The sequence below is a fragment of the Acinetobacter sp. SFA genome, assembly GCF_001647535.1.
In the GTDB taxonomy this organism is placed as follows: domain Bacteria; phylum Pseudomonadota; class Gammaproteobacteria; order Pseudomonadales; family Moraxellaceae; genus Acinetobacter; species Acinetobacter pecorum.
Genome location: NZ_LSZI01000017.1, coordinates 50,360 through 64,458, shown reverse-complemented (window position 1 = coordinate 64,458; position 14,099 = coordinate 50,360). Strand labels below are relative to the sequence as shown.

Annotated in this window: 14 protein-coding genes and 1 riboswitch; of the genes, 9 read left to right on the top strand and 5 right to left on the bottom strand. The window is 46.2% G+C overall.

Features of this window, described 5'->3' with window-relative positions; translation table 11 throughout:
- Positions 1 to 111 precede the first annotated feature (111 nt).
- The 7 genes from AY607_RS08715 (at position 112) to AY607_RS08685 (ending at position 6,866) form a co-directional block, all read left to right on the top strand.
- Positions 112 to 1,143: a hypothetical protein gene (locus AY607_RS08715; RefSeq protein WP_064102358.1), complete on the top strand. Its 1,032-nt coding sequence runs from the start codon at positions 112 to 114 to the stop codon at positions 1,141 to 1,143.
- A gap of 106 nt (positions 1,144 to 1,249) precedes the next feature.
- Positions 1,250 to 1,382, top strand: a riboswitch (TPP riboswitch).
- Positions 1,383 to 1,470: 88 nt separating this feature from the next.
- Positions 1,471 to 3,366 (top strand): phosphomethylpyrimidine synthase ThiC, encoded by a 1,896-nt coding sequence (gene thiC / locus AY607_RS08710; RefSeq protein WP_064102357.1) that lies wholly within the window; start codon positions 1,471 to 1,473, stop codon positions 3,364 to 3,366.
- Between the two features lie 79 nt (positions 3,367 to 3,445).
- Positions 3,446 to 4,081: an NUDIX domain-containing protein gene (locus tag AY607_RS08705; RefSeq protein WP_064094646.1), complete on the top strand. Its 636-nt coding sequence runs from the start codon at positions 3,446 to 3,448 to the stop codon at positions 4,079 to 4,081.
- Positions 4,078 to 4,890 (top strand): 3',5'-cyclic-AMP phosphodiesterase, encoded by an 813-nt coding sequence (gene cpdA / locus AY607_RS08700; protein ID WP_064094647.1) that lies wholly within the window; start codon positions 4,078 to 4,080, stop codon positions 4,888 to 4,890. Before AY607_RS08705 ends, cpdA begins: the two co-directional genes overlap by 4 nt.
- Positions 4,891 to 5,100: 210 nt before the next feature.
- Complete coding sequence (gene dksA, locus AY607_RS08695) at positions 5,101 to 5,628, top strand: RNA polymerase-binding protein DksA (RefSeq protein ID WP_064094648.1); 528 nt, start codon at positions 5,101 to 5,103, stop codon at positions 5,626 to 5,628.
- A 2-nt stretch (positions 5,629 to 5,630) separates the two neighbouring features.
- Entirely contained in the window at positions 5,631 to 6,551 is a 921-nt protein-coding gene (gene gluQRS, locus AY607_RS08690; protein ID WP_064102356.1) for a tRNA glutamyl-Q(34) synthetase GluQRS, read from the top strand.
- Positions 6,552 to 6,605: 54 nt separating this feature from the next.
- A complete protein-coding gene (locus tag AY607_RS08685) occupies positions 6,606 to 6,866 on the top strand; it encodes a zinc ribbon domain-containing protein (RefSeq protein WP_064094650.1) in 261 nt (86 codons plus the stop codon).
- Here the strand turns inward: AY607_RS08685 and ftsW are convergent.
- The 5 genes from ftsW to AY607_RS08660 all read right to left on the bottom strand — a co-directional run bounded on the left by ftsW (position 6,855) and on the right by AY607_RS08660 (position 12,005).
- Positions 6,855 to 8,051, bottom strand: coding sequence for a putative lipid II flippase FtsW (gene ftsW / locus AY607_RS08680; protein ID WP_064102355.1), 1,197 nt, complete (start codon positions 8,049 to 8,051; stop codon positions 6,855 to 6,857). The genes AY607_RS08685 and ftsW overlap by 12 nt on opposite strands.
- 20 nt (positions 8,052 to 8,071) lie before the next feature.
- Entirely contained in the window at positions 8,072 to 9,418 is a 1,347-nt protein-coding gene (gene murD / locus AY607_RS08675; RefSeq protein WP_064102354.1) for a UDP-N-acetylmuramoyl-L-alanine--D-glutamate ligase, read from the bottom strand.
- A 162-nt stretch (positions 9,419 to 9,580) separates the two neighbouring features.
- Entirely contained in the window at positions 9,581 to 9,832 is a 252-nt protein-coding gene (locus tag AY607_RS08670) for a DUF6587 family protein (protein WP_064102353.1), read from the bottom strand.
- A 59-nt stretch (positions 9,833 to 9,891) separates the two neighbouring features.
- Positions 9,892 to 11,748, bottom strand: a complete 1,857-nt coding sequence (gene feoB, locus AY607_RS08665; RefSeq protein WP_064094653.1) for a ferrous iron transporter B — start codon at positions 11,746 to 11,748, stop codon at positions 9,892 to 9,894.
- On the bottom strand, positions 11,745 to 12,005 hold the full coding sequence (locus tag AY607_RS08660; RefSeq protein WP_064094654.1) for a FeoA family protein: 261 nt from the start codon (positions 12,003 to 12,005) through the stop codon (positions 11,745 to 11,747). The genes feoB and AY607_RS08660 overlap by 4 nt, the downstream gene beginning before the upstream one ends.
- 175 nt (positions 12,006 to 12,180) lie before the next feature.
- Here AY607_RS08660 and xerD point away from each other — a divergent pair, with 175 nt between their 5' ends.
- Both xerD and AY607_RS08650 read left to right on the top strand, forming a co-directional pair.
- Positions 12,181 to 13,098: a site-specific tyrosine recombinase XerD gene (gene xerD, locus AY607_RS08655; RefSeq protein WP_064102352.1), complete on the top strand. Its 918-nt coding sequence runs from the start codon at positions 12,181 to 12,183 to the stop codon at positions 13,096 to 13,098.
- A 99-nt stretch (positions 13,099 to 13,197) separates the two neighbouring features.
- Positions 13,198 to 14,010: a DsbC family protein gene (locus AY607_RS08650; RefSeq protein ID WP_064102351.1), complete on the top strand. Its 813-nt coding sequence runs from the start codon at positions 13,198 to 13,200 to the stop codon at positions 14,008 to 14,010.
- Positions 14,011 to 14,099 lie beyond the last annotated feature (89 nt).

Sequence of the window (14,099 nt, the reverse complement as noted above, 5' to 3'; positions counted from 1 at the left end):
AAAGCAATTCACAATACTAAACATAGTATTTTAATTTGATCTATACAATATCTTCCTACAAGGCCGTTATTTTCTGAATTCACCTATACAGAGTCCTGAAGCATAGTGTTAATGCCATTCAAGTCGATATTCAAAGCCTGTTTAGTTGCTGGCGGTGTGCTGTTTCTAGGAGGTTGCCAACAGCCCTCTGACCCACAGATCCAGATTGAACAGACTGAAGCCAAACAAAAGCAAAGTCCAGTCAATGACTTTAGCCTCATGTGCCAGAATATTGAAAAAAATATGTCCCAGATTAATGACCAGCGCACCACGTTCGCATTGGAACAGATTAATCAGGATCTTAAAGTGTGCCTGCCGTTGATGGATCTGGCGGAGCAAAAGCACCTGATGCTGCGTTCTACCGAAATGTATCAGCGCTTTTTAAAGGTAGACCGTACCGAGTTCCAGCAACGTGCTTTCGAGCAGTATGCACTGGAAATGGCACAGCATCCGACCATTCAGCAAGCTCATTTTCAACAGCTTACTCCACGGGACCAGTATCTGTTAAAGCATAAAAATCAGGCTTATGTAGAACTGCTGGACTTAGGCAATGGCAATTTGCAATATCGCCGTAGTCCGGAATATCTGGCCCGTATTTTTGCTCCGTATCTACCGGCTGCCGAAAAAGCCTTTATTGAAAATCTGGCAGAACAGAATAAGGACCCGGTACTGGTTGAAAAACGCCTGCAGATTGAAGCACCTGAAATTGCAGCTCGTAGTCTTTTCTGGGAAGACTATCTCAAGACTTATCCCAACAGCAGCTATAAACGCGATGCCGAATATCTGCTCAAGCAATATACCTATTTCCTGTTTAGAGGTACCGAACAGTCACCAGTTTCGGAAGACTATCGCGACCGTTATGCTGTGGATACCAGCCACCTGGAAACGATCATCGGGCTGGCAAACGGCCAGAAATCGAAGCTGTCTACACAGGCACGTCTATTCTTAGAGTTTCTGGACATGAATCCGGAACAGCGTCAGCAAGCCTTGCCTGCAGACTATAGAAACCGTTCAGCAACAGAACAGATTCTGTACTATGCCCAGATCAGTCCGCCCTCACAAAAATACGATAAAGACTGTTTTACCGATGCCATCTGCATCTAGTTCATCAGTGATAGATTCAGTTCATTTGACAAGGTCTGAATCAATCCTTGCTTAAAGTTGAGAGATTTAAACCTGTTTATTCTGCCTAAACTGAGCTAAGCTTTAGCCTCGCTTGACGGAGCGCGAGTAAATCCTCGCTGAGATCATGTGATTCCTTTTATCGTTATCAGGAATTGAGCATGAGTACCGTTGAACCTGATCAGGTTAATACCTGCGTAGGAATCAAGCCAGCTAAAAACCCAGCCCTTGCTTTATCTGTTCAGGATAAATCTGCCTACGTTTTTGGTCGTGCTTGATTCGTTGATGTCATTCATAAGGATCATAGCCATGAACCAGTTAACGAATCTTTCTTCTGAAACTACCCTCTCCGCTCATGAACAGGAAGCCCGGGATCTAACGCGGATTCTGCCCGCTTCACGTAAAGTCTATCTGCAAGGTTCCCGTCCTGATATTCAGGTACCCATGCGGGAAATTTCCTTAAGTGAAACCCCGACCAGTCTGGGTGGCGAACATAATCCGCCCTTAATGGTGTATGACACCTCTGGTGTGTATACCGATCCCAATGTGACGATTGACCTGAACAAAGGTCTGCCGAATGTTCGTGAAAACTGGATTGAACAGCGCAATGATAGCGAAATTCTGGATCAGCTCAGTTCTGAATTTGGCCGCCGGCGTTTACGCGATATCCGTACCGCCGCAATCCGTTTCGCGCATATCCAGAAACCACGCAAAGCCAAACGAGGCTGTAACATCACCCAGATGCATTATGCCAGGCAAGGCATCATCACACCGGAAATGGAATACATCGCCATTCGTGAAAACCTGCGTCAACTCGATGGTGTCGATATGCGCCAGCATCCGGGCCAGAATTTTGGTGCGCAGAATTTACGTGAAATCACCCCGGAATTTGTGCGTCAGGAAGTCGCTGCAGGACGTGCAATTATTCCGGCCAATATCAATCATCCGGAACTGGAACCGATGATCATCGGGCGTAATTTTCTGTTGAAAATCAATGCCAATATTGGTAATTCTGCACTCGGTTCAAGTATCGAAGAAGAAGTCTCGAAAATGACCTGGGCGACACGCTGGGGTGCAGATACCATTATGGATCTTTCGACCGGCCAGAATATTCATGAAACCCGGGAATGGATTATCCGCAACTCTCCTGTACCGATCGGAACCGTACCGATTTATCAGGCACTGGAAAAAGTCAATGGTGTGGCCGAAGACCTGACTTGGGAGATCTTTAAAGACACCCTGATTGAACAGGCTGAACAAGGTGTGGATTACTTTACCATTCATGCCGGCGTGCTTTTAAGATATGTACCGCTGACTGCCAACCGTTTGACCGGTATCGTCTCGCGTGGCGGTTCGATCATGGCGCAGTGGTGTCTGGCACATCATCAGGAAAATTTCCTGTATACCCATTTCGATGAAATTTGCGAAATCATGAAAGCCTATGATGTGTCTTTCAGTCTTGGCGATGGCTTACGTCCCGGCTGTGTGCAGGATGCCAATGACGAAGCACAGTTTGCAGAACTTCGAACCTTGGGTGAACTGACCCATCGTGCCTGGGAGCATGATGTACAGGTGATGATTGAAGGTCCGGGCCATGTCCCGATGCATATGATCAAGGAAAATATGGCCCTGCAACTGGAGGTCTGTAAAGAAGCTCCATTTTATACCTTGGGACCACTCACCACCGATATCGCACCGGGTTATGACCATATTACTTCGGCAATAGGAGCCGCGATGATTGGCTGGTATGGTACCGCGATGCTGTGTTATGTCACCCCTAAGGAGCATTTAGGTTTACCCAATAAAAAGGATGTCAAAGACGGCATTATTACCTACAAGATTGCCGCGCATGCAGCCGATCTGGCCAAAGGTCATCCGGGTGCGCAAGCTCGGGACAACGCCCTGTCCAAGGCCCGTTTTGAATTCCGCTGGGAAGACCAGTTCAACTTGAGTCTGGATCCGGACACAGCACGCAGCATGCACGATGAAACCATGCCGAAAGCCGCACATAAATCGGCACATTTCTGCTCCATGTGCGGACCGAAGTTCTGTTCAATGAAGATTAGCCAAAATGTTCGGGATTATGTCAGTCAACAGGCTACTCCTGATCAGCAGGCCACCTCTCAGGCCGAAATAGAAGCAGGTATGGACCAGATGAAAGCCAGCTTCCATAATTCCGGCCAAAATTTATATCACAAACTTTAAAACTTAAAAAAAACAGTTGTCTTCAAAAAAAACTCAGATAGGATGAAAATAAATCAATTCCTTCATTCTATCTGAGCATATGAATATTATTAAACAGGCCTCTTATAATAAAAAAGACTTTCACATAGAGGCACGTGAGTTCTTGTACCGGGGATTTATCCAGGTGGAAAAAGTCAGCCTGAAACATCGTTTATTTAATCAGGAAACATCGACTCCTGTTTTGCAACGCGAGCTGATTCACCGGCCAGAAGCCGCAGGGGTGCTGATGTATAATCACCAACAGCAGAAATTCGGCCTGATTGAACAGTTCCGGATTGGTGGACTGGACGATGTTGACTCTCCATGGCAACTCGAAGTGATTGCGGGTGTTCTGGATGGAGATGAAGCACCTGAAGCGTGTATCCGCCGCGAGGCACTCGAAGAATCAGGCTGTACACTGGATGAGTTACAGCATATTTTCAGCTTCTATCCTTCAGCAGGTGCCTGTTCCGAGCTGTTCCATTTATATGTGGCCCAGACCGAATTGCCTGAACAGGGCGGTACTTTTGGCATGCCGGATGAGGGGGAAAATATTCAGCTGCATATTCTGGATTATGCCGATATTCCCGTCTTACTCACCAATGGCCGCTTAAAAAATGCACCTGTCATTATGGCCTTGCAATGGTTACAGCAAGATATTCATACTGCAGGAATCTGTCTAAGGGGAAAGACATGAGTTTCGAGCAGTCGAGCATCAACACACAGCCAGATTGGACCATTATCCAGATTTCTGATACCCATCTGATGGATCGGGAAGGACTGGAATTTGCCCGGATGAATCCCGAGCAGAGTTTTCATGAAGTGATGCAGCATATTCAGCAGCGCTTTCCCCAAATGGATGCATTGATTCATACCGGTGATCTGGCACAGGTTCCGGTCGAAAGCACTTATCAGCGATATCTGGAATATATCCGGTCTTTAAACGTGCCGCATTACCAGATTCCGGGCAATCATGATGACACTCGGGTCTTCCCTTTTTACCAGAATACCAATCAGGCGCATGCAATTCATTTTGGTACCTGGACCATGATCCTGTTAAATAGTGCCGTTCAAGGCAAGGTTGATGGCTGGGTGGAACAGGACCAGCTCGACCAGTTAGACCAATTATTGCTTGAATTCAAGCATCAGCATGTCATCGTTGCTTGCCATCATCATCCTTTTGCGATGAAATCACACTGGATTGATCAGCACCGGCTCAAAAATGCTGAAGATTTGAAAGATGTACTGGCTCGACATCAGAATATCAAACTGGTTCTGTTTGGTCATGTGCATCAGGATTCCTGCAATGAATGGCAGGGAATCTACTTTTTATCTACACCATCCACCAGTGTGCAGTTCAAACCTGAGAGTCAAGATTTTGCGCTGGATCAGGCGGCACCGGGGTATCGTGTATTACATTTGCAACAAAATGGCGAGTTTGATACTTATATAGAACGGGTGGCAATGAGCCAGCAAAATATTAATACCGAAATTTCAGGTTATTAACTTTCCAATTTGTTTTTTTTGCATTACTTTATTGCAACCCAAGGAAATGTGATATGCATAGTCCATACATCAAAGACTATCAATAAGCATAAAAAGTCTATATGATGACGGCCCCCACAGGAGGATAATCCTTCTACAGGGTGGATAAAAATTGCATATCACCATATTTTTTGCGTAGCAATCATACGCATATGATGAGGAATGCCCTAAATGGCGAATGACAACCAAAATCAAGTCTTAGACAATCAAACTGAAGTTGTAGAAGAGAAAGCTGCAAAGCGCGTACGTAAATCTAAACCTAAAACGACTGATGGTGGTTCTACTGCTAGCTTATTTGGTATTGAACCTTATCAACCTAAAAAAAATGAAGAATATATGTCTGAAGGTCAGCTTCAGCATTTCCGCGAAATCTTGCTGGCCTGGAAAGCTGAACTGATGTCAGAAGTGGATCGTACTTTAAATACGATGCAAGACGAAAATACCGCTCTTCCAGATGTCAACGACCGTGCGACTCAGGAAGAAGAGTTTGCTATTGAGTTACGTACCCGTGACCGTGAGCGTAAACTGATTCGTAAAATTGAACAGTCGATCGAAGCGATCCAGAATGATGACTATGGTTTCTGTGAAACCTGTGGTATCGAGATTGGTCTGCGTCGTTTAGAAGCACGTCCAACGGCTACTTTATGTATTGACTGCAAAACCCTTGCAGAGATCAAAGAGAAGCAAAATAACGGTTAAGTATGTCTTTAAGTAATCCCTCCCTGCCCCTCCCTTTAATAAAGGGAGGGAAAGCTGAAGTGAATTACGTGGGTCGGTTCGCGCCATCGCCAACCGGCCCTTTGCATTTTGGTTCCCTCATTACTGCTATTGCCAGTTACTGCGATGCCAAAGCCAATCATGGTAAATGGCTGGTCCGGATTGAAGACACCGATATTCCTCGTATTTATCCCGGCAGCGAAGAGCATATCCTGCGTGCCATGGATGCCTTTCAGCTTGAACCTGATGCCGAAATCATTTTTCAGAAAGACCGTTTAGATATTTACGAAGACGTCATTCAGCAATTACGTCAGCAAGGTCTAGTCTATGCCTGTCAATGCACCCGTAAAATGCTCGGTTCCAACCATATCTATCAGGATACCTGCCGCGACTTGGGTCTGGCTTTTGAGCATCAGGCCATCCGTTTAAAAGTTGAAGATGTGGAAATCTGTTTTGAAGACCGGCTGCAAGGTCGGCACTGTTCAGAACTGAAAAAAGATCTGGGCGATTTTGTCTTAAAACGTCGTGATGGCATTATCAATTACCAGCTGGCTGTAGTGGTCGATGACCATCTGCAAGGTATGACCCATGTGGTACGTGGGGCTGACCTTTTAGATAATACTGAACGGCAAATTTATCTGGGGCAGCTACTCGGTTATCCGCGTCTGAACTATATGCATCTGCCGCTGGCAATGAATGATCAGGGGCAAAAACTGTCAAAACAGAATCTGGCCCAAGCACTGGATTTGACTCAGGCGCCACAATTATTAAAACAGGCACTTCAGGCTTTGCATCAGGCTGAAGTTGATTTAGATGCTCCACACCGGATGCTGCAACAGGCAGTGGCGCAATGGGATATCGAGCGGATTCCACATACAACTGAGCTACAAGGTCACTATTTATAAAAACAGCTTTTCACTTAAGCTAAAAATAACAACGAAAGCGAGAGAGGATTAAAAATGTTTTTTATTTTTGGTGTCGGCCCTAAAAGCAAAACAATTGAAAAAAGCCAGTTTCTGTGTCCAGTCTGCCGGACCCGTTCTGCTTACGAGCTTAAACAGCAACGTAATTATTTTTCTTTATTTTTTATACCTTTGATTCCACTTTCCAAGCCTAAAACTGCTTTTGTGACTTGTTCTAATTGTGGAACCACAATGCCGAGCACAGTGCTTGACCATGCTCAACCAGAGCCGGGACGAAATTCTAATCTAGAAGCTTGACTCTTCCCGGCTTGGATTGACCTGGCGTGTGGTTGAATCAATCTTCAGGATCAGACTGATCATGACTGCACAGATAATCAGGGATGAACCACCATAACTGATAAATGGCAGCGTCAAACCCTTGGTCGGTAACATGCCCATATTCATGCCTGCATTTACCAGAATCTGTAACAGGAAAATGATACTGATGCCATAGGCCAGATATCCGGCACGCAGATATTGATGCTGCAAGGCGCGATGTCCAATGCGGATACAGCAAACCAGCATGGTGAAGGACAGGATCAGGATGGTCGAAATGCCTAAAAAGCCAAATTCCTCACCCAAAATTGCCAGCATGAAATCGGTATGCGCCTCGGGTAAATAAGACATTTTCTGGATACTATGTCCCAAGCCTACCCCTGCCCATTCGCCACGACCAAAGGCCATCAAAGCATTGGAGAGCTGATAACCAGTGCCTAAGGGATCTTCCCAAGGATTTGAAAAAGACAGCAGACGTTGCAGACGATACGGTTCCAACAGAATCGCGGCAGCAAAAGCTCCGACCAGGGTCATGAAGGCCACACCGAACTGAATCCAAGGTGCGCCTGCCAGAAAGAACACGCCAAGCATGGTTAAAGTAATTACCACAGTTGCACCCAGGTCAGGCTCGAGGATAATCAAACCAACGGTAGCCCCCATGATGGCACTTAAACGGACCAGACCCTTGATATTATTGCGTACTTCCTCGGCACGGCGTACCACGTAGTCTGCGGTAAAAATCGCCATCATCACTTTAGCGACTTCCGAAGCCTGCAAGGTAAAACCAGCGACCCGGATCCAGCGCTTGGAACCATTGACTTCCGTCCCAACAAATAGCACGGCCACCAAAAGTACGATGGTAATAATCCACAAAAAGAAAGTGTTATTAAACCAGACTTTTAAGGGGATTTTATAAGCCAGAAAAGCTGCTACGGCAGCGACAAAAATCGAAATACCGTGCCGGCTAATATAGTGAAACGGATTTTCATGCATACGTTCTGCATAGGGCATCGAGGCCGATGCCACCATGATCGAACCGATACAGAGCAAAGCCAATACACAGAAAATCAGCACATTTCGTGGATTCAGCTCAGCAGGTAATCGAGGCACCCACTGCGTATAAAATTGATTTAATTTATTGATCGTAGTCTGAGCAAACCCAGCCATATCACGAATCCTTGTTATTCTTAATTGAGTTCATTCACATATGCAACAAACTTGCGACCACGCTCAGGATAACCCGAGAACATATCAAAACTTGCGCATGCAGGAGACAATAGCACGACATCATGTGCCTGGGTGTGCTTTTGGCAGATTTCTACCGCCTGCTGCAGGCTGTCCGCATGGATCAGTTCAGTCGTGCCCGCAATTGCCGCTTCAATGACAGGACGATCTTCACCGATCAATACCGCTACTTTGGCATATTTGCTTAATGATTCACGCAAGGCCTTAAAGTCCTGCCCTTTGCCCTGCCCACCGAGAATAATCGCGACCTTACCGCCTTGAGCTTCAAACGCCATGCCCAGACCATCTAGCGCAGCTAAAGTTGCACCGATATTGGTACCTTTGGAGTCGTTATAATAGCGTACGCCCTGTACTTCCTTGACGAATTCACAGCGATGTTCCAGACCTTTAAAAGTCTTTAAAGTGTTCAGCATACTTTCTAGTGGCAAACCAATCGCTTCACCCAGTGCCAGACAGGCCAAGGCATTGGCAACATTATGCGTGCCCTGCATATACATCTCGCTACTTTTCAGCAGACGCTCACGACCACGCGCCAACCAGATGCTGCCATCGGTATCCTTGAGGATACCGTACTGGTTCATATCTGGCGCATTCAGACCGAAACTTTGCATCGGGGTCACATCTGGGACCAAAGGACGGGTCAAAGAGTCATCACGGTTATAGACGACTTTTTTCACACCCTGGAAAATCCGGTGTTTCGCCGTGTGATAACCCATCATATCGCCATGACGATCCAGATGATCTTCACTCATGTTCAACACCACCGCGACTTCAGCCGCCAGATTTGAGGTGGTTTCTAACTGAAAACTGGACAGCTCGAGTATATACAGCTCAGGATCATCTTTGGTCAGATCTAGCGCAGGACGGCCCAAGTTGCCACCGACAGCAACTTTTTTGCCTGCATCCGCTGCCATCAGGCCAATCAAGGTAGTCACGGTACTTTTGGCATTAGAACCGGTAATCGCCACAATAGGCTTATCCGTAGCACGGCGTAAAATCTGGATTTCACTGACTACCGGAATGCCCTTGTTAATCGCTGCCTGAATTTCAGGAAGTTTAGGATCAAGCCCGGGGCTGATCACGATTTCTTCTGCAGACAGCAATAACTCTGCATCAAACTGACCGAAACTGGTTTGAACCTCAGCGGGTATCTGATCATGTCCTGGCGGGTTAGCTCTAGAATCTGTTACTGCAACGCGGTAGCCCTGACTATGCAAGAAATTGACTGCTGCAACACCTGATATTCCGAGTCCTGCAACGACTTTTAACCCACCACGCTGTATTAACATTTTCGCCCCATATTTTGGTCTATTTTGAAACTGACGAAATGGTAGCACTTTGCTGTTTTGAATGCCTTTTCTGATTGGCCTTTCTGCACATTTTTTTTGTGTCCATGCGTAAAAAAACCGTCATGATCATGACGGTTTTTAAAATTCAGCCAGAACAGGAAATTATTTCCATTTTACTGCTTGTTGAGCCGGCTTTACGTCTGAACCTTTTTCTGAAACCGGACAGGCACAGTTGCCACCGCAGCCTGCCGCCACACCCGGTTGCAGCCATTTAGCCAGACGCTGCCAACCCTTGGCCGCACAGACATCTGACAGCTTCTGGAAGACTGAGCTAGAGGTGTTCGGAAACACCTTTTTGAATACGACCAGCATGCTCCAAAGCACCAGTGCTGTCACAATTAGAATTTCAATCATCTCAATCTCCCATACATATACAATGCAGCAAATTCAATTGGCCAAGGCCAAACTGAGATTTAGCCCAAATAATATGAAGCAATTTGATAAGTCAGGAATGACATGAAATATGCCAGACCAAACAGGTAAACAGTCATGATACTGACAGTTTTCCAGGAACCGGTTTCACGTTTAACCGTTGCCAGGGTCGCCAGACAGTGTGGTGCATAAATAAACCACACCAGCAAAGATAAACCTGTCGCAACTGACCATCCCAGATCACCTCCACCGCTGATCAATGCAGCCAGACCTTCAGACATTGCATCTTCATCAACTGCCGACATCGCATAGACTGTGCCCAGTGCTGCAACCACCACTTCACGCGCTGCCATCGCCGGAATCAGGGCAATACAGATCTGCCAGTTAAAACCGAGCGGTGCAAAGATCGGCTGCATCAGATGACCGAGCATCCCTGCCAATGAATAATCAATGGCCGGCAAGGTTGCCCCTTCTGGGGGCTGTGGGAAAGTACACAAGAACCACAGTACAATCGATAATGCGAAGATGATGCCACCGACACGTTTCAAGAAGATTTTGCCGCGATCCAATAAGCCGATCCAAACGTTCTTCAAGTCCGGAAAACGGTAGCTTGGCAGTTCCATCAGCAGCATGTGCTGTGATTTATCTTTGTGGAAGAATTTCAACACAAAAGACACCAGCAAGGCACTCACGATACCCGCCATATAAAGACCAAACAGCACCAGACCTTGCAGATTGAGGAAACCCCACACAGTTTGTGCCGGTATAAATGCTGCAATCAGCAAGGCATAAACTGGCAAGCGCGCCGAACAGGTCATTAAGGGGGCAACGAAAATCGTGGTTAAACGATCTCGTGGATCACTAATGGTACGCGAAGCCATAATTCCGGGAATGGCACAGGCAAAGCTGGACAATAACGGAATAAAGGCACGTCCTGATAAACCGGCTTTAAACATCAGCTTGTCTAACAGAAAAGCAGCACGCGGTAAATAACCTGATTCTTCCAGTACCAGAATAAAGAAGAACAGAATCAGAATCTGCGGCAGGAACACCACCACGCCACCGGCACCGGCAATAATCCCGTCCACCACCAAGCTATTCAGCAATGGATGCGAAATATATTCACCAAGGAATTCACCTAGCCAGCCGAAGAAAGTTTCAATCCCATCCATAAACGGCGCAGCCCAGGCAAATACGGCCTGAAAAATCACGAACATCATTACGGCCAAACTAATTAAGCCCAGCACCGGATGCAGAAAAATCCTGTCAAGAAAATCAGTACGTTTATCCTCCTGATCGACGAAATTGACCACGTCATTCAGAATGTTTTCCACGCGCTGGTGACTGTTACCTTTCAAGCCACTAAGTTCAGTCTGCGGTACAGAATATTTGCCCTGATCTAGCGCATTTTTCAGGTTTTCAATGCCTGAATTACGTACAGCCACCGTTTCTACCACAGGTACGCCCAGTCGTTCGGACAGCTTCTGGGTATTGATCTGCATGCCACGCCGGCGTGCTTCATCCATCATGTTCAGCACAACCAGCACCGGACGGCCCAGCTCAATCATTTCCAGTACCAGACCCAGATGCAATTTTAGATTGGTGGCATCCACCACACATAAAAATGCATTCTGTTCCTGCTCTTCAGCAATTTTACCTTGTACGACATTGCGGGTAATCTCTTCATCCGGACTGGTCGCATCCAGACTATAAGTCCCGGGCAAATCCAGTACCCTTACCGCTTTGCCTGAAGCAAGCTGAAATGTACCGACTTTACGTTCAACCGTGACACCCGCATAGTTGCCGACTTTCTGGCGAGTTCCGGTTAAATGGTTGAATAATGAAGTTTTACCGCAGTTAGGGTTACCGACAAGGGCAATACGTAATGTATCACTCATGCCGACACCGCCTGTTCGATTTCAATTTTGGCTGCTTCTGATTTACGCAAAGCAAAACGTGTAAATCCAACTTGAATCAAAATGGGATCTCCACCAAAAATACCTTTAGTAATCACCTGTACCTTCGTACCGGGCACAAAGCCTAGAGTTTCCAGGCGACTCGCTACAACATCGTTGAGAGCACCTTCACCATCAGCCGTTCGACTTACTTTTCGGATGATGGCTGTTTGTTTTGCTTTTAAATCAGACAAACGCACCGTGAAAATTCCTGAACTATTTTGTACAGTATACAAACAAATGAGAATAATTAACAAATAAGATTGATTACATGCTGAATTAGTTTCATATCACATCGACAGTTTGGTGAAATTAAACTACAGTGGAGAATATCTATTAAATTCATCGCTTTTTCAGATCAGATCTTTTCACTCTATGCTGAATAAAAAACCTCGTATTCCCGCCCCTGTCCAAATTCCTGAAGTATTCAGCTATTTACAGGGTTTTCGTGACTATCTGATTGCGCAAACGGTCAGCCCGCATACCCGCAACGCCTATCTGTCCGATCTGATGCAATGTGCAGAATGCCTGAGCAAACCCTTGCCACAATGGAGTCATGATGATATTTCCGATGTGCTGATTGCACTGACCAAACAGCAAAAAAGTCCGCGTTCGATTGCCCGCTGCCTGTCTGCTTTGCGTTCATTTTATAAATTTCTGCGTGAGCAAAAACTGCGTAGTGACAATCCGGTTGCTGCACATAAAACCCCGAAACTGGGCCGGGCCTTACCCAAAGATCTCTCCGAAACAGATGTAGAAGCCCTGATTCATGCCCCGAATATCAACACGGCATTAGGACTGCGTGATCGCGCCATGTTTGAAGTACTGTATGCCTGCGGACTCCGGGTGACCGAACTGATTAACTTGCGTCTGGAACTGATCAACTTAAAACAGGGATATTTACGCATTGTCGGTAAGGGCAGTAAAGAACGTCTGGTACCGATGGGCCAAATGGCCTGTGAATGGGTAGAAAAATATTTAACCGAAGCCCGTCCACAATTATATAAAACTTCGACCGATTATCTGTTTCTGACCCAGCATGGCGGCATCATGAGCCGACAGAATTTCTGGTATGCCATTAAGCGTTATGCACTGCAGGCCGGAATCCAGGCCGAACTGTCCCCACATACCTTGCGCCATGCCTTTGCCACTCATTTACTCAACCATGGCGCAGACTTACGCGTGGTACAGATGTTGCTTGGACACAGTGACCTGTCTACCACCCAGATTTATACCCATGTGGCACAGGTCCGAATGCAGCAGCTGCATGCAACCCATCATCCACGTGCTTAAATCGAAACCAGACCGAATAAACTGAGAAGTTTGACGTGTTTGCATTTTTTTTTGTTATGCTAATGCTCTGTTTTCAGTCCAAGAAGAAAAGGGTTATTTATGACATTTGCCCGCTCAAAAAATTTTATGGCTTGCACACTTGCTGCTGGTTTGGGTCTTGCTGCATGTTCCAACTCCAATAACGAAGCTAAAAAGCAAGATACACTGACTGCAAGCGCACCCGCAACGGGCGAAGCGTCTACCCTCACCGAACGTAATGCACAACAGCGTTTGGTTTCTACTCTGGAAAAGCATTTCAAAACTGCCGGTATCAATGCCAAGATCACCGATATTAAAGCGACCGAGGTGCCGAACCTGTACTGGGTCAGCCTGGAAGGCATGTCTGCGGTCTATGTGACCAGTGATGGCAAATATCTGATTCAGGGTGATGTGATCCGCCTTGGAGACAAACAGCTACATAACGTCAGTGAGAGTCTGCAAGCCGGGATCAACAAAAAACTGTTTGATGGACTGAAAGCTGAAGATCTATTGATTTATCCAGCCAAAGGCAAAGCCAAGCATGTGGTCTATGTATTTACCGATGTCAGCTGTCCGTATTGCCATAAATTTCATGAGCAAATGGATGAGATGAATGCCAAAGGTATTGAAGTGCGTTATATCGCCTGGCCGCGTGGTGAACAGCATATGCCGGCCATGGAAGCGATCTGGTGCAGTGCCGACCGCCGTAGTGCATTTGGCCAGGCGATTGCGGGTGCACAGATCAGTGCAGCCAAATGTAAAAATCCTGTTCAGGATCAATATCAAATGGGTCTGAATATAGGTGTAAATGGTACCCCTGCAATTTATAGTTCAGAAGGAATTTATCTGGGGGGTTACCTGTCTGCCGCTGAGTTATTGAACCGGCTTAAATAACTCATTTTAATACGTTATTTAACTTTAATTTATAAATAAAGATATTCTGAAATGACCCTAGAGTCAGGCAGTTTTTTTAGCTATGATCT